Origin of the sequence: Rhodomicrobium lacus (assembly GCF_003992725.1) — a bacterium.
Lineage (GTDB): Bacteria > Pseudomonadota > Alphaproteobacteria > Rhizobiales > Rhodomicrobiaceae > Rhodomicrobium > Rhodomicrobium lacus.
Genome location: NZ_RZNF01000002.1, coordinates 405564 through 422715 on the forward strand (window position 1 = coordinate 405564; position 17152 = coordinate 422715).

The following is a 17152-nucleotide window of genomic DNA, read 5'->3' on the forward strand; positions in this document are numbered from 1 at the left end:
GAGGAGGGGAGGGCGAGCGCACGTTCGACGGATTTCAGGCGAGCGTCGTCACGGACTGGGCAGAGTTCATGCCCGGATCCGGCGCCTGTGTGGACAGCCACCAATCGCCGCCATTGAACCAGCAGGTCTCGTCGGGTGTCTCGCCCAGACGAAGCGATTTCACAGCCGCGAAATCTCCCCGAAGGAATGCCTTGGCCAAGCCTTGGCCGTTTTCCTGATCCTGCCTCGCCTGACAAGCCACAAACCCGGCGCGGGAAACAAAGTGCGCCGGCCAAGCTGAGCTGTCGCCTTCCGCCGGCTTTTGGACCATCAGCATGCCGCCAAATCCGCCCTCAGGCTGAAGAGGAAACAGAAGGCGGCCATTGGGGCGCAGCGCCTCGAGCCACGCCGTGCAAGGTTGTGTAATCCCGGCATTGACGTAAATCGCATCGGCTTTCGGCAGTCCATCGGTCGCGCCGGACCTTGCCTCGATCGATGCCTGCGGCCAGGGCTTGAGATTGGCCGTCGCACGCGCGGCAAGATCGGGATTGATCTCGAAGCCGATGACGCGCCCCGCGGGACCGACGAGGCGAGCCAGAATGGCGGTGTAATACCCGCTGCCCGCACCAATCTGAAGCACCGTATCGCCGGGCTGAAGCCCGAGTGCATCGAGACAGCACGCGTGTCGGCTCGGTTCACCAATGTTGAGACCGCGCTTGGCGTCGAGGGCGATCAGCGCGTTCTGGTAAAGAAAGGCGGGATCGTCATCCGGCGTCTCGACGTAAGTGGGCGGAAACGAGACAGCCCGCCATGGTGAGCTGACGGGAATCTGCCACGGCCCCGGACCGGCAAACGGCTCGCGAGGAACGGAGGCGAACGCCTCCTCGATCCGGGCATCGCTCGTGTTCGCGCATTTCGTTACGTAAAGCGCGAAAAATGCACGAAGCCTGGCCGCGCGGACATCTTCCATCGGCGTCCCTCCGAGGTGGGGCACGGTCGCAAAAATTGACGAAACCAACGGATGGATAAAAAACGGCCGCCTCAAGGCGGCCGCAATCTGTCCACAGCGCATGTTCGGACCGCAAGTGGCCCACAAGGCGGGTCAGTGAAGCGTCACAAGCTCAAGGTCGCTCTCTTCAACATTCTCCAGCGCAGCCGATCGGCTGTCGGTCAGCACCATGGGCGTCCCATCGGCAGACACGACGGCATAAAGGTCGATGCCTTCCGGCAGTCCGCCCAATTGCGGGAAAAGCTCCGCAACTTCCTTGGCCTTGAGTTGCTTGATGTAAGCGAATTCGCCTTCGCCCCAGGCTTCGAGCTCGAAATCTTTTAGGGGTTCTTCCACGATAAGCACCTCCTCGTGCCAACTGCACACTTCGGCCTGTCTGCCCTCCGCCCGCTTGGCGAGACGATAGAGAACCCGTCCGAGGTGGGACGTGACGTGTTAAAGCGGCATATATGCTCGACACGCGCGCTTTCAAGAAAAGCGACCGCGTCAGGAAGAATAACACACAACCCTAGATTTTTGGTGGAGCCAGGCGGGATCGAACCGCCGACCTCTTGAATGCCATTCAAGCGCTCTCCCAGCTGAGCTATGGCCCCATATGACTTCCGCATTCTGGGGGAATGCGGTGGGCGGCTTCGCGCGCCGCCGTTGCGTCGGAGCTACTTAAAGCGTTGGCGCCTGCACCGCAAGCAAAAACAGCGCTTTCAAGCGTTCTTCGATGAAGTTTTCCAGAGCGCGCGCCAATTTCGCGGCGAGCACGCGGCGAGGCAGGTTTTTCCTCGGGCGCGGCCCCTTGGGAAGGGTCTGTTCCGCCAAACAAAACGCGGGATGGCGTCGCCGCCACCCCGCGCTCGCTGAAATTTTCGTTGAAGACCGAGGGCGAGGTCGTCGCCTCGCCATCTCACGAATCATTTCCCTCAGACGTCGTCATCCTTGCCGCCGCCGACGAAGGGCACGTCGGTTTCGTTCTCGTCTTCGGCCTCAAGGAACGCCTCGTCGTCGGCGCCGGTGTCGATATCGGCATCGTCGTCGGCGACGTCGGCGAGATCGCCGCCCTCGATATCGGGCAATTCCTCCTCGCGCGCCACCTCGTCGAGCGGCACGAATTCGAGCCCGCCGCGGCCCGCATCCAGCACCGCGTCGTCATCGGCATCGAGATTGTTGCCCGCCGGGAGCCGCGAAGGTACGCCGCCGTCCTGATAGACAGCCTGGCAGGCTGGACAGACGATGGGATCGCGGTTGAGATCGTAGAATTTGGAACCGCAGGATTGGCAAACCCGCTTGGTGCCGCGCTCAGCTTTCAGGGACATGGGTCTTGAGCTTTCTTGAGTGTTCTTCCATGGCGCGCCGCGCCGCATTGTGTTTCGGATAGTCAGCATCGCCGCCGGCTGTCAAAGGCAAAGCGCGAAGCGCGCAGAAATTGTGCCGCATTCGCCCCAAGCCGATTGACAGTTTTCGTCGACATGGGTCTATGACGGCTGCGTTTGTTTTCTACAGAAAGACGGGGGCCTTCCGCCGATGTCCACCCACGCAGCCGACGCAAGGCCGCTAATGTCGCGAAAGTCGGGACGATTGCAAGGGGCGGTTGCTGTCCCGGGCGATAAATCCATTTCGCATCGCGCTCTTATCCTTGGCGCGCTGGCCGAGGGGCGCACCCGGATCACGGGGCTTCTCGAAGCCGAAGATATCCTGTGTACGGCGCGCGCGCTCGAAGCGCTGGGCGCGGGCGTCGAACGCGATGCCGATGGCGTATGGACCGTCACGGGTCGCGGTCTCGGCGGCCTTGCCGCGCCTTCAGGCGACCTCGACTTCGGCAATTCCGGCACCGGCGCACGCCTCATGATGGGCGTTGTGGCGGGCCATCCGATCGCCGCGCGCTTCACCGGCGACGCGAGCCTGCAAAAGCGTCCGATGGGTCGCGTGCTCGCGCCCTTGCAAAGCATGGGCCTTGCCATAGAGGAAGACGGCCGCAACACGCTGCCGCTGACACTCGTCGGGACGGGCGATCTCGTGCCGATCAGCTACCGCCTCCCGGTGCCGTCCGCGCAGGTGAAGTCGGCCGTGCTGCTCGCGGGGCTGTTCGCCAGCGGCGAGACGAGCATCATCGAGAGCGAGAAATCGCGCGATCATACCGAGAAAATGCTGCGCTACTTCGGGGCGGAACTTTCGGTCGAGCCGTTCGAGGGCGGCCTGCGCATCGCGCTCGAAGGGCGGCGCACGCTGAAGGGCCAGCCTGTCGCGGTGCCGGGCGATCCGAGTTCTGCGGCGTTCCTCGTCGCCGCGGCGCTCATCACGCCCGAATCCGACATCCTCGTGAAGAACGTGCTCGTAAATCCCACGCGCACAGGCTTCTACGAGACGCTCGCCGAGATGGGAGCGGACATCGTCTTCGAGAACGAGCGCGAGGTGAGCGGCGAACCCGTCGCCGACATCCGCGCCCGGACGAGCGAACTTCGCGGCGTGACTGTGCCGGCTGCGCGCGCGCCGTCGATGATCGACGAATATCCGATGCTTGCGGCGCTGGCGACCGTTGCCCAAGGCGAGACGGTGATGGAGGGCCTCGCCGAACTCCGCGTGAAGGAAAGCGACCGGCTGGCGGCCATGGTCGACGGGCTCATCGCCTGCGGGGCGGCGGCGCATGCGCGCGGCGACACGCTCACCGTGCTGGGCTTGCCCGAGGTGCGGGGCGGCGCTACCATCAAGACCCACATGGACCACAGGATCGCCATGTCGTTCCTGGTGCTGGGCCTTGCAGCCGAGGAGCCGGTGACTGTCGACGACGCGTCGATGATCGCGACGAGCTTCCCGGAATTTCGCACTCTGATGCAACAGGTGGGCGCGACGCTCGACGAGCCGGGGCAGGCTTCGGACGAGGCGCGCGGGAAAGACCGCGAATGATCATCGCAATAGACGGAACGGCGGCGGCCGGAAAAAGCACGCTTGCGCGCCGTGTGGCGCAAAACTACGGGCTGCCGCATCTCGATACGGGCTCGCTCTATCGCGCCGTTGCGCGCGACGTGATGGCGGCTGGGCATTCGCTCGAAGACGTGCGCGCGGCGTCATTCGCTGCGAAGCGGCTCGATCCGACGACGCTCGGCGACCCGAACCTGCGTCTCAAGGGCAACGGCGAGGCGGCGAGCGTCGTGGCGGCGATACCAGATGTGCGCGCCGCGCTTCTCGAATTCCAGCGGGCGTTCGCGGGCCAGCCCGGTGGCGCCGTGGTCGAGGGCCGCGACATCGGCACCGTAGTCTGCCCCGAAGCCGATGCGAAGATTTTCGTGACAGCGTCGGCGGAAAGCCGCGCGGCCCGGCGTCACCGCGAACTTGTGGGCTATGGCGTGGAAATCACCGAAGAGGTTGTGCTCGCGGAGATCAAGGCTCGCGACAAGCGCGACAGCGAGCGGCCCGTTTCGCCGCTGAAGCCCGCCGAGGACGCGCTCTTGCTCGATACGACCGAGTTGGATATAGAAAAAGCCGTTGCCGCCGCTCTTCACCTTATTGATAAAGTGGCGCTTCGCGGATAAATCATGCTAAGCCCGCCAACGGGTTCGGCGTGATCCGTTCGTGTCTCCGAAATCGATCTGAAAGGTCGACCGGCGGACGGCAAATCAGAATTCGCATGAATGACGGCTTTTGGGAAAACCGCGCCCCCTGAGGCCGCCTGTCTTCAACCTCTAACGCATACCCCAGGCCTCAAGGCCATATCGGAGTTTTAATGACTGCAACCCAAACAATAGAGCCAAAGGCCAAGGAGTACAATCCGACCGTCGACGACTTCGCCGCTCTTCTCGATGAATCGCTTTCCGGCTCCGCGCCGAGCGAAGGCGCGGTGGTGAAGGGAAAGATCGTCGCGATCGAAAAGGATTTGGCGGTTATCGACGTCGGCCTCAAGACCGAAGGCCGCGTGCCGCTCAAGGAATTTGGTTCTTCCGTCGCCAATCCGACCATTCATGTCGGCGACGAGGTCGAGGTCTACGTCGAGCGCATCGAAAACGCGATGGGCGAAGCGGTTCTTTCGCGCGAGAAGGCTCGCCGCGAGGATAGCTGGACGAAGCTCGAACAGAAATTCAACGCCGGCGAAAAGGTCGAAGGCGTGATCTTCAACCGCGTGAAGGGCGGCTTCACCGTCGATCTCGACGGCGCGGTGGCCTTCCTTCCCGGCTCTCAGGTCGACATTCGTCCGATCAAGGACGTGACGCCGCTCATGAACGTGCCGCAGCCCTTCCAGATCCTCAAGATGGATCGCCGCCGCGGCAATATCGTCGTGTCGCGCCGCTCCGTTCTGGAAGAGACGCGCGCCGAGCAGCGTAGCGAGATCGTCGCCAAGCTCGAAGAGGGCCAGGTGGTCGACGGCGTCGTCAAGAACATCACCGATTACGGTGCGTTCATCGACCTCGGCGGCATCGACGGCCTGCTGCACGTCACAGACATGGCGTGGAAGCGCGTCAATCATCCGACCGAGATCCTGAATGTCGGCGACACGGTGAAGGTGCAGATCGTCCGCATCAACCCCGAGACGCAGCGCATCAGCCTCGGCATGAAGCAGCTCGGCGCCGACCCGTGGTCGGGCATCGAAGCCAAGTATCCGATCGGCGGCAAGTTTACGGGCACCGTCACGAACATCGCCGACTATGGCGCGTTCGTGGAGCTGGAGCCCGGCGTCGAGGGTCTGATCCACGTCTCCGAAATGAGCTGGGTCAAGAAGAACGTCCACCCCGGCAAGATCGTCTCCACGAGCCAGGAAGTGGAAGTTCAGGTGCTCGAAGTGGATGCTTCCAAGCGCCGTATCTCGCTCGGCCTGAAGCAGACGCAGGAAAACCCCTGGAACACGTTCGCGGATACGCATCCGAAGGGTTCCGAGGTCGAAGGTCAGGTTCGCAACATCACCGAGTTCGGTCTGTTCGTGGGTCTCGAAGGCGGCATCGACGGCATGGTGCACCTTTCGGATCTCGACTGGTCGCGTTCGGGCGAGGAAGCGATCAAGGAATACAACAAGGGCGACACCGTTCGCGCTGTCGTGCTTGAGACCGACCCGGAGAAGGAACGCATCAGCCTCGGCATCAAGCAGCTTGCGACCGATCCGTTCCAGTCCGCCTCCTCCACGCTCAAGAAGGGCAGCACCGTCACCTGCGAAGTCATCGAGGTGAAGGATGCCGGGATCGACGTGAAGATTTCGGGCACGGACGTCACGGCCTTTATCCGCCGCGCCGACCTGTCCCGCGATCGCAGCGAGCAGCGTCCGGAGCGTTTCTCCGCGGGCGACATGGTCGACGCGGTCGTCACGCAGGTGGACAAGAGCGGGCGCAAGATCGGTCTTTCGATCAAGGCGCTCGAAATCGCCGAAGAAAAGGAAGCTGTCGCTCAGTTCGGTTCCACCGACTCGGGCGCCTCGCTCGGCGACATTCTTGGCGCTGCGCTCAAGGCGCAGACCAAGGACAAGGAGTAAGCCGTTATTGCGCGAAGGCGCGCTTGAGCGGCACGGCCCGTGCAAATCATTGCGCGGGCCTCGTTCGAAGGTGAATGCATGACTCTGGATTCAGACATTCTCATCGACCGTCGCCGTCTGAAGCGCCGCCTGACCGTATGGCGCGTGCTTGCCATCGTTGCGTTCGTCGCTGCGCTCGCTTTTGCGGGCGCGCGGTCGGGAGGCGGCGATGGCGCCTCTTTCGGGATCCCGCGCGACCACATCGCGCGCATCTCGATTTCGGGCTTCATCGGCGATTCGAAGTCCCGGCACGAGTTGCTGGAAAAACTTCGCAAGGATAACACCGTGAAGGCGGTGATCGTCGCGGTGGACAGCCCCGGCGGCACCACGACCGGGGGCGAAGCCCTCTACGAGGATTTGCGCGAACTCGCGAACGCGAAGCCCGTCGCGGCCGTATTTGGCACAATGGCGACGTCGGCTGCCTATCTCGGCGGCATCGCAACGGATTACATCGTCGCGCGCGGCAATACGATCACCGGCTCTGTCGGCGTGATCTTCCAGTGGGCCGACGTTTCGGAACTTCTCGGCAAGGTCGGCGTGAAGGTGGACGAGGTGAGGAGCGGCGCACTCAAGGCGAAGCCGTCACCTTTCGCACCCGTCGACGATGCGGCGCGAGCGCTTACCGAACAACTCGTGAAGGACAGTCAGGGCTGGTTCGTCGGGCTCGTCGCGGAGCGGCGCAAAGCCGCAGTCGCCTCTCTGGAAGACATCAAGACCGGCCGCATTTATACCGGCAGGCAGGCGGCCCAGGTGGGACTTGTCGACGCGATCGGCGATGAGCAGGTTGCCATCAAATGGTTCACGGACGCCCGTAAAGTGCCGTCCGGCCTGAAAGTGCGCGACTGGAAACCCGGCCAATCGGTTTCGTCGCTGCTGTCGGCGTCCATGTCGAGCCTCGCGCTGAAGCTCGGCATCGCGTCTGTTGTGGACGCGGCGGTGCTCGAAGGGCTCGACATCCTGAAGGACCGTCCGCTTGACGGCTTATTTTCCATTTGGCACCCTCAGCTCAGCAATGTGAGATAAATGTATGATTAAGTCCGAGCTGATAGAGAAACTTGCCGCGACAAATCCTCATCTCATGCACCGGGATGTGGAGAAGATCGTGAACGTGATTTTCGAGGAAATTACCGGCGCTCTTACACGCGGCGACCGTGTCGAGCTGCGCGGCTTTGGCGCATTTTCCGTCAAGCACCGCCCCGCTAGGGTCGGCCGCAATCCGAGGACCGGAGATCAGGTCTCCGTGCCCGAAAAGTTCGTTCCGTATTTCAAGACAGGCAAGGAGCTGCGAATCAGGCTTAATCCGCCCGAGGCTCCTGCCGAGAAGCCGAAAGGCCGCAAGAAGGCAGCGAAGGCATCCTAACTCTGGCGACAGGCGGCCGCTTCGGCCGATGCATCCATGAAACGTTTCCTCATCTTCGTTCTTCTTCTGATCATCGGCGCGATTATCGCCGCCTTTGCCGTTGCGAACAGGCATGACGTGTCCTTCATCGTCGATCCGTTCATCGATCGCGACATCGCATTCAAGGTGAGCTTGCCGTTCTACGTCTTCCTCTTCGGCGCGGCGTTCCTCGGAGCCATCGGGGGATGGATCGCGGCATGGCTAGGCCAGGGCCATTGGCGAAAGGCGGCCCGCGAGACGCACAAGGAGGCGGCGATCTGGAAGCAGGAGGCTGAGAAGCTCAAGCGAGGTCTTGAGCAGGCGCTTCCGAAGCCCGGCGCAGTGCCGCAGCCCCAACAGCGCGCGCTTCGCTCCATCCGCTAGGCCGTCGTCGCGAGAAGACACTCGCCTCGGATGTGGTGAAAATGAGGGAGCCGCGTCCAGGGGCAGACCAGGACGCGCCGGGAGCTGTCGGCTTCGATTTTTGTTTGTCCCGTGGTCCGAGGAGCTGAAGCCGACTCCGGTCTTTCACGGCAGTATTGAGAGCATGACCGTCTCCGTCAAAATCTGCGGACTTTCGACCGAAGATACGCTTGAGGCAGCAATCGGCGCAGGGGCCGATTATGTGGGCCTCGTGTTCTTTCCCAGGAGCCCGCGCCATGTTTCGCTCGACCGCGCCGCGAGTCTTGCCGAGGCCGCACGCGGGCGCATCGCCATCGTTGCGCTGACGGTCGATGCCGACAACGCGCTTCTCGAAGCGATCAGGGAGCGCGTCGCCCCCGACTTTTTGCAGCTTCACGGGCACGAAGGCGTTGAGCGCGTGGCCGATATCCGCCGCCGCGTCGGCGCGCGCGTCATCAAGGCGGTGAAGGTCGGAAGCCCGGCCGATATCGAAGCGGCGCGGATCTTCGAGCCCGCCGCCGACATCGTGCTGTTCGATGCGCCGCCACCTCGCGCAGGCGACGCGCTTCCCGGCGGCAACGGCGTCTCCTTCGACTGGACGTGGCTCGCCACGGCACAACCCAGACCCGATTTTATGCTTTCCGGCGGCCTTGACCCTGATAATGTGCGCCTTGCCATCGCCACGAGCGGTGCGCGGAGCGTCGACGTTTCATCGGGCGTCGAGCGCGCGCCGGGCGTGAAAGACCCGGACCTTGTCGCCCGCTTCGTCCGCGCCGCCAAACATCTGGAACAAGTCGCCGCGCCAGCGGCGGAAGAGGATCGACATGAACCCCGCTGAAACGCCGCTGCATCTGAACAGTTATCGCACCGGCCCGGATGACAGGGGCCATTTCGGGCTTTACGGCGGCCGATTCGTTGCCGAGACGCTGATGCCGCTCATCCTCGAACTCGAAGCGGCGTATGAAGCGGCAAAGGCCGATCCGTCGTTCCATGCGGAACTCGCGGACCTCAACGCCCACTACGCCGGACGCCCCAGCCCGCTCTATTTCGCGGAACGGCTCACGCAGCATCTCGGCGGCGCGAAGGTCTATTTCAAGCGCGAGGAACTCAACCACACCGGCTCGCACAAGGTGAACAACTGCCTCGGGCAGATCCTGCTGGCGAAGCGCATGGGCAAGAAGCGCATCATCGCCGAGACCGGCGCTGGCCAGCACGGCGTTGCGACAGCCACGGTAGCCGCGCGCTTCGGCCTGCCTTGCGTGATCTACATGGGCGCGACGGACATCGAGCGGCAGAAGCCGAACGTGTTCCGCATGCGGCTTCTCGGCGCGGAAGTCCGCCCCGTCATCTCGGGCACAGGTACACTCAAGGATGCCATGAACGAGGCGTTGCGCGATTGGGTGTCGAACGTGGAGGACACGTTCTACATCATCGGCACGGTCGCGGGCCCGCATCCCTATCCCGCCATGGTGCGCGATTTCCAGGCCGTGATCGGAAAGGAAACCCGCGAGCAGATGCTTGCGGCGGAAGGCCGGCTGCCGGACACGCTCGTTGCGGCGATCGGTGGCGGCTCGAACGCGATGGGCATCTTCCACCCCTTCCTCGACGACCCGAGCGTGAAGATGTTCGGCGTGGAGGCCGCGGGCAAGGGCCTCGATGTGCCGAACGGCCATTGCGCCTCGCTCAACGGCGGTACTCCCGGCGTGCTCCACGGCAACCGCACCTACCTGCTTCAGGATGGCGACGGCCAGATTCTCGAAGGACATTCGATCTCGGCGGGCCTCGACTATCCGGGAATCGGGCCGGAGCATAGCTGGCTGCGCGACACCGGCCGCGTGACCTATGTTGCGGCGACGGACCGTGAAGCGCTGGACGCTTTCCAGCTTTGCACGCGGATCGAAGGCATCATCCCGGCGCTGGAGCCCTCGCACGCGCTCGCCTATGTGACAAAACTTGCCCCCACCTTGCCGCCGGACAATCTCCTCGTTATGAACATGAGCGGGCGGGGCGACAAGGACATCTTCGCCGTCGCCGCTCACCTCGGCATGGATATCTAGCGCACATTCGCGCTTTTAAGGCTCAAGGCGATCATGCATCGGCTCGCGAAAGTCTTCGAAGAACTGGCGGCTCAGGACCGCAAGGCGTTCGTCACCTTCATCACGGCTGGCGATCCCGATACCGCCACGTCGCTCGAAATCCTGAAAGGTCTTCCGGGGGCGGGCGCGGACGTCATCGAACTCGGCATGCCGTTTTCAGACCCGATGGCCGACGGCCCGGCGATCCAGCGGGCCTCGCTGCGGGCGCTTCACGCGGGCCAGGACATGCACAAGACGCTCGCCATGGTGCGCGCCTTCCGCGAGACGAACAAGACGACGCCCATCGTGCTCATGGGCTACTATAACCCCATCTACGTCTATCCGGTGGACCGGTTCCTCGCCGACGCGGTCGAGGCGGGCGTCGACGGGCTGATCGTGGTGGACGCGCCGCCGGAAGCCGACGACGAGCTTTGCATCCCGGCGCTCAACGCCGGACTGAACTTCATCCGCCTGACCACGCCGACAACCGATGACCACCGTCTCGGCGCCGTTCTGGCGAACACGAGCGGCTTCGTCTACTACGTTTCGATTACGGGCGTGACTGGCACCCGCGCGCCCGACCTTGAGGCCGTCGCCAGGAATGTGGCGCGCATCAAGGCGCGGACCACGCTACCCGTCGCGGTCGGTTTCGGCGTTCGCACGCCCGAGCAGGCGAAGGCGATCGCCAGCGTTGCCGACGGTGTCGTCGTCGGTTCCGCGTTGGTAGACACTATCGCCCAGAGCCTTGACGACAAGGGACGCGCGACCGAGCTAACGGTAAGCTCAGTGCTCACTCTGGTCGAGAAGCTCTCCGCCGGCCTCAAGGCAGCCTGAACAGAACAAGGGAATGGCCTCCCGCGCGAGGCGATGAAAGTGAAAAGCCGTGAACTGGATCAATAACGTCGTCCGCCCCAAGATCAGCGGTCTCTGGCAGAAAAGGGAGATGCCGGAGAACCTTTGGATCAAATGCCCGGAGACCGGGCAGATGGTTTTTCACAAGGATCTGGAGGCGAACCAGTTCGTTTTTCCGCAATCCGGCCATCACATGCGCATCGGTGCGACGCCGCGGCTGAAATCCTTCTTCGATGACGGCAAGTTCGAAACTCTGCCATCGCCCGAAGTGCCCGCCGATCCCCTGAAATTCCGCGACGAGAAGCGCTACGCAGACCGCATCAAAGAGGCGCGCGCGAAGACCGGCATGCAGGATGCCCTGCTGACCGGCGTCGGTCAGCTCGACGGCCTGACGGTCGTCGCGGGCGTGCAGGACTTCTCCTTCATGGGGGGGTCGCTCGGCATGGCCGCGGGTGAGGCGATCATCCTCGGCATGATGAAAGCGGTCGAGCTGAAGGCGCCTTACATTCTTTTCGTGTCGTCCGGCGGCGCCCGCATGCAGGAAGGCATCATGTCGCTCATGCAGATGCCGCGCACCACGGTTGCGGTGCAACGCCTCCGCGACGCGCGCCTTCCCTATATCGTGGTGCTGACGAACCCGACCACGGGCGGCGTAACGGCCTCATATGCCATGCTCGGCGACATCCATATCGCGGAGCCCGGCGCGCTCATCGGCTTCGCGGGGCCGCGCGTGATCGAGCAGACGATTCGGGAAAAGTTGCCCGATGGCTTCCAGCGCTCGGAATATCTCCTTGAACACGGCATGATCGATATGGTGGTGCACCGCCACGAATTGCGCGAGACGCTTGCCCGGATCTGCGCGATGCTCTCGGCCGAACGCCGCGCCGAAGAAGGAAAGGGGCGCGGAGAGGCTTCCTCCGCCGAGGGTAACGCCCGGCATTTGAATGGCGCTGCCCCCGAGGCCAAGCTTCCCGCAACAGCGGAACAGATCGCAGCCGCCACCACAGCGCCTGCCTCGCCCGAGCTGGCCAAGGCGCAGGCGCCCGCTACGCCGTCATGAGCGGAGCGGGGCAGGATCGCGCCCCTGGCAATTCGGACATATCCTTGCATTTTCCTTCCGACAGCCTGCTTGCGCGGCTTCAGACGCTGCATCCGAAGATCATCGACCTCTCGCTTGGCCGGGTCTACCGGCTCCTGCGCGCGCTGGGCGACCCGCATCGCAGCATTCCGCCCGTGATCCACGTCGCCGGTACGAACGGCAAGGGGTCGGTCGTCGCGTTCCTGAAGGCGATGCTCGAAGCGTCCGGCTATCGCGTCCACGTCTTCACCTCGCCGCACCTGCTGCGCTTTCACGAGCGCATTCAGCTTGCGGGGCAGGGCGGCGCCAGGCCGATCGGCGAGAGCCATCTGGCCGATGTGCTCGCGCGCACCGAGGCGGCCAATCGCGGCGAACCGATCACATTCTTTGAAATCACCACGGCGGCGGCGTTTCTGGCCTTCGCGGAAAATCCGGCCGACATCGTCCTTCTCGAAACGGGACTCGGGGGGCGGCTCGACGCCACCAACGTCATCGACGAGCCGTTGGCAACGGTACTGACCTCGATCTCGCTCGATCACTGCTCCTATCTCGGCGATACCATCGAGGCTATAGCGGGCGAGAAGGCAGGCATTCTGAAGCGCGGTCGCCCGGCCGTCGTGTCGCGTCAATCGGACGAGGCGATGCGCGTCATCGCCATGCGCGCCGCTTCCCTCGAAGCGCCCGTCATTGCCGGCGGCGCGAGCTGGGACGTTTTCGAGCAGCAGGGGCATCTCGTCTATCAGGACGAAGAAAGCCTGCTCGACCTGCCGCTTCCTCGACTCGTCGGTCGCCACCAGTTCGAGAACGCGGGCACCGCCATCGCCACGGCGCGCAATCTCGAAGGCTTCCACGTGTCCGACGCGGCCATCGCAAAGGGCATCACATCGGCGGTCTGGCCCGCCCGGCTCGAACGGCTCGGTCCGGGCCATCTTCACGATCTCGCGCCGGAAGGCTCGGAAATATGGGTCGACGGCGGGCATAATCCGGCTGCGGGCGAGGTGATCGCGCGCGCGCTCGCCGACCTCGAAGAACGCGTGTCGAGCCCCATTCATCTCATCGTCGGCATGCTGTCGACGAAGGATGCGGGCGGTTTCCTCCGGCACTTTCAGGGCTTGCCCGAGCTTACGGCCACAGTCGGCATCGAGGGACAGTCGTCAGCCTACACGGCGGACGAGCTTGCCGTCATCGCCCGCCGCGAGGGATTGGCCGCCGAAGCCGCAGGGAGCCTCGAAGAGGCGTTCGCGAAAAGCCGGGCCGCTGCGAAAGGCCCGGTCCGCATCGTCGTTGCGGGCTCGCTCTATCTCGCAGGTTCGGCGCTCGCGGCTCACGCCGAAAAACGGCGCGCCTGAATTTCGGATCGTTTTTAAGCGACTTCCTTGCCGTCGCGCTTTTGAGGATGCGATTTTCGCCCCTTATCGTGCGCCGAGCGTTTGCCCGACCGCGTTCGAGATCGCCGGTGCGATCTCGCGCAAGCTTTGCTGTGTGCTCGCGTTCGTGCGCGTTTCGGCGCTTGGGCCCAGGGTGATCTTCAGCCTGTGCGTATCGGTTCGGCCAGCGCTTGCGAAGGAGCTGTTGCCATTGTGGCCCTTGAAATAGACCAGCGTCCAGCTTGGGCTGACGTTTGCGCTTTTCACGACGCTGAACTCGATCGAGTGCGTGATCGACTTCAGCGGCGCCTCGCAGTCTGACGAAGGCACGCCCGACCTCTGGCGGCAGGTGAAGGCGGGCGGTGCGGCACGCCGCGTGCCTTGTTTCGGTTGGGGCGAGAGCAGGGCACGCTTGCCGCCTTCAAGCGGGCCGAGCACCGATTTGATCCACTGCCGCAGCCCGAGATCGCTGTTCAGGTCGCGGCCCTTGGGAAGGTTGCAATCGTCGAAAGCCGCCCGGCGGTTGATCCGGCTCGCCGGGTTGAGCTGCTCGTGCACCTCCGCAAAGTTCATGGAGAAGCTCACGCTCTCCGTCCGCGAAGCGGTGGTGACAACGCCGCCGCCGAGGCCGAGCGAAAAGCCTCTGGAGAATGTGCCGAGCGTGGCCGTTCTGATCTGCGTAAACGGGTCGAGCACCGCGATCGAAGGCGTGATGGAGGAAGATTCATTGGCGATCAGGTCGAGATCGACATTCGCGCCCCAGGTCTCGAACCAGGCATATTCCTTCGGAATGTCGCGCGTCGCATCGTAGATCTCGCATTTGACGCGCTTGACGACCTCATTGATCGGGATGCCGCCGTCCTCAAGCGCTTCGGTGCCGTTGATGGGGCTGAGTGCGGGAACAGTCGTACAGCCTCCAAGCCCGACAAGCGCGCATGAAGCGGCGACGGAAAAAAAGTGCGCAATACGCATGAAACAATGCCCCGACCCAAGCCCGGCGCAAGCTTACATGCGGGGCCTATCGAGTAACAAGGCAAGTCCGTTACCGCGCCTGTTGATATCGATCAAGGGCCCCCAGCGAGAATGCGAGTGTTGCTTCTGGAACACCAAATAACACGCAAAAGTTGTGTTCTCTGCTCGTTAAAACCGGGCAATGCAGCCGACGCGCGCTCACTTCCGGTTCAGGCGGGCAATGAGGCTCGACGTGTCCCAGCGGCTGCCGCCCATCGCCTGCACCTCGGAATAGAACTGATCGACAAGCGCGGCGAGGGGAAGCTGAGCGCCGTTTTTACGGGCCTCGTCGAGACAGATCGCGAGATCCTTCCGCATCCAGTCGACCGCGAAGCCGAAGTCGAAACGGCCCTCGTCCATCGTTTTCCAGCGGTTTTCCATTTGCCAGGACTGCGCCGCGCCCTTGGAAATCGTGTCGATCACAGCCTCTACGTCGAGCCCGGATTTCTGGGCGAAGTGGATGGCCTCGGCGAGCCCCTGCACCACGCCAGCGATGCAGATTTGGTTGACCATCTTGGTCAATTGGCCCGCGCCCGACGGCCCCAGGTGCTTCACGGCGCGCGCGAACGAAGCGATGACAGGCTCCGCGGCGGCGAAGGCTTCCGCGTCCCCGCCAACCATCACCGTCAGGACGCCGTTTTCCGCGCCCGCCTGACCGCCCGAGACGGGAGCGTCGAGAAAATGCGCGCCGTGAGACTTCGCGGCGGCGTAAAGCTCGCGCGCGACGTCGGCCGAATCCGTCGTGTTGTCGATGAAGATCGCGCCCGGCTTCAGAGCGCCGAACGCGCCCTGCGGTGCTGTCGTCACCTCGCGCAGGTCGTTGTCGTTGCCGACGCAGGAGAAGACGAAATCCGCGTCCCTTGCGGCCGATGCGGGTGTCGGCGCCTGGCGCCCGCCGAATTCGGCCACCCATTTGTTCGCCTTCGCCGCCGTGCGGTTGAAGACCGTCACATCGTGGCCGCGCCTGGCGATATGCCCGGCCATGGGATAGCCCATGACGCCCAGTCCGATGAATGCAACCTTGCTCACGAGCGCGCTCCTTCAGTTTAAGGGGGCCGATCTGCGACGCGTTCTTACACGGGGCGGAACGCGAGCACCTTGTCGATACGGCGACCGTCGAGATCGATGACCTCGAACACCCATGAGCGCCAGCGGAACTTCTCGCCCACCGCCGGAATGTGTCCGAGCTGTGCCAGAACGAAGCCCGCAAGCGTCGTATATTCGGCGTCATCGACGGCCATGCCATGCACGTCGAGCACGCGCTCGACCTCGTAGACGGGCATCTGCGCGTCGAGCAGCCAGGAGCCGTCCTCGCGTTGAACGGCGGACTGTCCGATGTCGGCTTCTTCTTCCGGCAATTCGCCCGCGATCCCCGCCAGAATGTCGGCGGGAGTCACGATACCCTGCACGGTGCCATGTTCGTCGAGCACGATCGCCATGTGAACGAGCGTGTTCTTGAACATTTCGAGAAGCTTCAGCACGTTCGTGCTCTCGTGAACGTAGAGCGGCGCCATGATCGCAGCTTCGAGATTGATCTTGCCGCCATGGCGGCATTGTTCAAGCAGCGTTTTCGCGTGGATAACCCCGAGCGTTTCGTCCACGTCGCTGCGGCACACGGGAAAGCGCGAATGACCGCTCGCGAAGATGTCGTTGAAGATGGCGTCTTCGCCATCGTTTACGTCCAGCCAGATGATGTCTCGCCGGGGCACCATGATCGAGCGCACAGAGCGGTCGGCGACGCTCAGCACGCGTTCGATTATTTCCTGCTCGGCCTTTTCGAACACGCCCGCTTCCGTTCCCTCCGCGATCATCGACTTCACTTCTTCCTCGGTGATTTCCGGCTCGGCCTTCATCGGGCCCGCGAGCCGAAGCACGGCATCCGTCGAGATGCGAAGAAAGTAGGAGATCGGGGTCGAAATGGTCGCCCAGACATTCATGGTCGGCGCTACGAAGCAGGCGATGACCTCGCGGTTCGAGAGCGCGAGTCTCTTCGGCACGAGTTCGCCGATCACCAGCGAGAAGTATGAGATAACGACGACGACGATGATAGACGCGACCCACCCGGACCACGCGCCGAACCAGCCCACCTCTTCGAGCGCGGTGGTGAAGCTCGGTGCGAGAGCCTGCTCGCCATATGCGCCGGATATGATTGCGACAAAGGTGATGCCGATCTGTACTGCGGGAAGGAAGCGTCCCGGGTCCGCATTGAGAGCGGTCGCGGCAACGGCCCCCTTTTTTCCATCGCTGACGAACTTTTGCAGTCGTGCCGGTCGCGATGAGACGATCGCAAGCTCTGCCGCCACCAGAAAGGCGTTGAGCAAAATTAGAGAGACGAGGACGAGGAGTTCGGGCCAGGGCATCGATGTGTGAGGTGTCGCTTCTACGGATGTTATAGCGGGTGTTCGCGACAACCGTAATAAAATATGGGTTCAGCGCCAATTTTCCGCATCGCGGCGCCCCTGAACGACACCGGCTCACACTGCCTTGAGATATAGACGTGGTATGCTGTCGGCCTGTCG

The 17152-nt window shown here is 63.3% G+C and carries 17 protein-coding genes and 1 tRNA gene; 11 read left to right on the forward strand and 7 right to left on the reverse strand.

The genetic code is table 11. The annotated features are described in order from the left end of the window. Positions 1-34: 34 nt before the first annotated feature. The 4 genes from EK416_RS02630 to EK416_RS02645 all read right to left on the reverse strand — a co-directional run bounded on the left by EK416_RS02630 (position 35) and on the right by EK416_RS02645 (position 2295). Positions 35-949: a protein-L-isoaspartate O-methyltransferase family protein gene (locus EK416_RS02630; RefSeq protein ID WP_127075926.1), complete on the reverse strand. Its 915-nt coding sequence runs from the start codon at positions 947-949 to the stop codon at positions 35-37. Between the two features lie 132 nt (positions 950-1081). Further along, positions 1082-1324 (reverse strand): BQ00720 family protein, encoded by a 243-nt coding sequence (locus EK416_RS02635; protein WP_013418597.1) that lies wholly within the window; start codon positions 1322-1324, stop codon positions 1082-1084. Between the two features lie 181 nt (positions 1325-1505). Next, positions 1506-1581: transfer RNA gene (locus tag EK416_RS02640), tRNA-Ala, on the reverse strand. A 321-nt stretch (positions 1582-1902) separates the two neighbouring features. Then, a complete protein-coding gene (locus tag EK416_RS02645) occupies positions 1903-2295 on the reverse strand; it encodes a TIGR02300 family protein (protein ID WP_127075927.1) in 393 nt (130 codons plus the stop codon). Positions 2296-2503: 208 nt separating this feature from the next. Between EK416_RS02645 and aroA the strand changes: the two genes are divergently transcribed. From aroA to EK416_RS02700, 11 genes are all read left to right on the forward strand, one after another. Continuing rightward, the gene (aroA, locus tag EK416_RS02650) at positions 2504-3883 is read left to right on the forward strand and encodes a 3-phosphoshikimate 1-carboxyvinyltransferase (protein WP_127075928.1); all 1380 of its coding nucleotides are present in this window, start codon (positions 2504-2506) and stop codon (positions 3881-3883) included. Continuing rightward, complete coding sequence (locus tag EK416_RS02655) at positions 3880-4509, forward strand: (d)CMP kinase (RefSeq protein WP_127075929.1); 630 nt, start codon at positions 3880-3882, stop codon at positions 4507-4509. Before aroA ends, EK416_RS02655 begins: the two co-directional genes overlap by 4 nt. Positions 4510-4700: 191 nt before the next feature. Further along, positions 4701-6431: a 30S ribosomal protein S1 gene (gene rpsA, locus EK416_RS02660; RefSeq protein WP_127075930.1), complete on the forward strand. Its 1731-nt coding sequence runs from the start codon at positions 4701-4703 to the stop codon at positions 6429-6431. Between the two features lie 78 nt (positions 6432-6509). After that, on the forward strand, positions 6510-7493 hold the full coding sequence (gene sppA, locus EK416_RS02665; RefSeq protein ID WP_127075931.1) for a signal peptide peptidase SppA: 984 nt from the start codon (positions 6510-6512) through the stop codon (positions 7491-7493). A gap of 4 nt (positions 7494-7497) precedes the next feature. After that, positions 7498-7830, forward strand: coding sequence for an integration host factor subunit beta (gene ihfB, locus EK416_RS02670; protein WP_127075932.1), 333 nt, complete (start codon positions 7498-7500; stop codon positions 7828-7830). 36 nt (positions 7831-7866) lie between these two features. Next, positions 7867-8232 carry a LapA family protein gene (locus EK416_RS02675; RefSeq protein ID WP_127075933.1) on the forward strand — a complete coding sequence of 122 codons (366 nt, stop codon included), beginning with the start codon at positions 7867-7869 and terminating at the stop codon, positions 8230-8232. A gap of 163 nt (positions 8233-8395) precedes the next feature. Further along, complete coding sequence (locus tag EK416_RS02680; protein ID WP_127075934.1) at positions 8396-9088, forward strand: phosphoribosylanthranilate isomerase; 693 nt, start codon at positions 8396-8398, stop codon at positions 9086-9088. Then, positions 9075-10307 (forward strand): tryptophan synthase subunit beta, encoded by a 1233-nt coding sequence (trpB, locus tag EK416_RS02685; RefSeq protein WP_127075935.1) that lies wholly within the window; start codon positions 9075-9077, stop codon positions 10305-10307. The genes EK416_RS02680 and trpB overlap by 14 nt, the downstream gene beginning before the upstream one ends. A gap of 30 nt (positions 10308-10337) precedes the next feature. Next, positions 10338-11159 (forward strand): tryptophan synthase subunit alpha, encoded by an 822-nt coding sequence (gene trpA, locus EK416_RS02690; protein WP_425376107.1) that lies wholly within the window; start codon positions 10338-10340, stop codon positions 11157-11159. Between the two features lie 49 nt (positions 11160-11208). Next, positions 11209-12237, forward strand: a complete 1029-nt coding sequence (gene accD, locus EK416_RS02695) for an acetyl-CoA carboxylase, carboxyltransferase subunit beta (RefSeq protein ID WP_127075937.1) — start codon at positions 11209-11211, stop codon at positions 12235-12237. After that, positions 12234-13604: a bifunctional folylpolyglutamate synthase/dihydrofolate synthase gene (locus tag EK416_RS02700; RefSeq protein WP_127075938.1), complete on the forward strand. Its 1371-nt coding sequence runs from the start codon at positions 12234-12236 to the stop codon at positions 13602-13604. Before accD ends, EK416_RS02700 begins: the two co-directional genes overlap by 4 nt. 63 nt (positions 13605-13667) lie before the next feature. Here EK416_RS02700 and EK416_RS02705 read toward each other — a convergent pair whose 3' ends face one another. The 3 genes from EK416_RS02705 to EK416_RS02715 form a co-directional block, all read right to left on the reverse strand. Next, positions 13668-14594 (reverse strand): hypothetical protein, encoded by a 927-nt coding sequence (locus tag EK416_RS02705; protein ID WP_127075939.1) that lies wholly within the window; start codon positions 14592-14594, stop codon positions 13668-13670. Between the two features lie 198 nt (positions 14595-14792). Next, complete coding sequence (locus EK416_RS02710; RefSeq protein WP_127075940.1) at positions 14793-15662, reverse strand: NAD(P)-dependent oxidoreductase; 870 nt, start codon at positions 15660-15662, stop codon at positions 14793-14795. A 44-nt stretch (positions 15663-15706) separates the two neighbouring features. Further along, positions 15707-16993 carry a hemolysin family protein gene (locus EK416_RS02715; RefSeq protein WP_127075941.1) on the reverse strand — a complete coding sequence of 429 codons (1287 nt, stop codon included), beginning with the start codon at positions 16991-16993 and terminating at the stop codon, positions 15707-15709. Positions 16994-17152 lie beyond the last annotated feature (159 nt).

Coding starts and splice junctions, on each gene's coding strand:
- EK416_RS02630 (WP_127075926.1), bottom strand. CDS start 949: ATGGAAGATGTCCGCGCGGCCAGGCTTCGTGCATTTTTCGCGCTTTAC.
- EK416_RS02645 (WP_127075927.1), bottom strand. CDS start 2,295: ATGTCCCTGAAAGCTGAGCGCGGCACCAAGCGGGTTTGCCAATCCTGC.
- aroA (WP_127075928.1), top strand. CDS start 2,504: ATGTCCACCCACGCAGCCGACGCAAGGCCGCTAATGTCGCGAAAGTCG.
- EK416_RS02655 (WP_127075929.1), top strand. CDS start 3,880: ATGATCATCGCAATAGACGGAACGGCGGCGGCCGGAAAAAGCACGCTT.
- rpsA (WP_127075930.1), top strand. CDS start 4,701: ATGACTGCAACCCAAACAATAGAGCCAAAGGCCAAGGAGTACAATCCG.
- sppA (WP_127075931.1), top strand. CDS start 6,510: ATGACTCTGGATTCAGACATTCTCATCGACCGTCGCCGTCTGAAGCGC.
- ihfB (WP_127075932.1), top strand. CDS start 7,498: ATGATTAAGTCCGAGCTGATAGAGAAACTTGCCGCGACAAATCCTCAT.
- EK416_RS02675 (WP_127075933.1), top strand. CDS start 7,867: ATGAAACGTTTCCTCATCTTCGTTCTTCTTCTGATCATCGGCGCGATT.
- EK416_RS02680 (WP_127075934.1), top strand. CDS start 8,396: ATGACCGTCTCCGTCAAAATCTGCGGACTTTCGACCGAAGATACGCTT.
- trpB (WP_127075935.1), top strand. CDS start 9,075: ATGAACCCCGCTGAAACGCCGCTGCATCTGAACAGTTATCGCACCGGC.
- EK416_RS02700 (WP_127075938.1), top strand. CDS start 12,234: ATGAGCGGAGCGGGGCAGGATCGCGCCCCTGGCAATTCGGACATATCC.
- EK416_RS02705 (WP_127075939.1), bottom strand. CDS start 14,594: ATGCGTATTGCGCACTTTTTTTCCGTCGCCGCTTCATGCGCGCTTGTC.
- EK416_RS02715 (WP_127075941.1), bottom strand. CDS start 16,993: ATGCCCTGGCCCGAACTCCTCGTCCTCGTCTCTCTAATTTTGCTCAAC.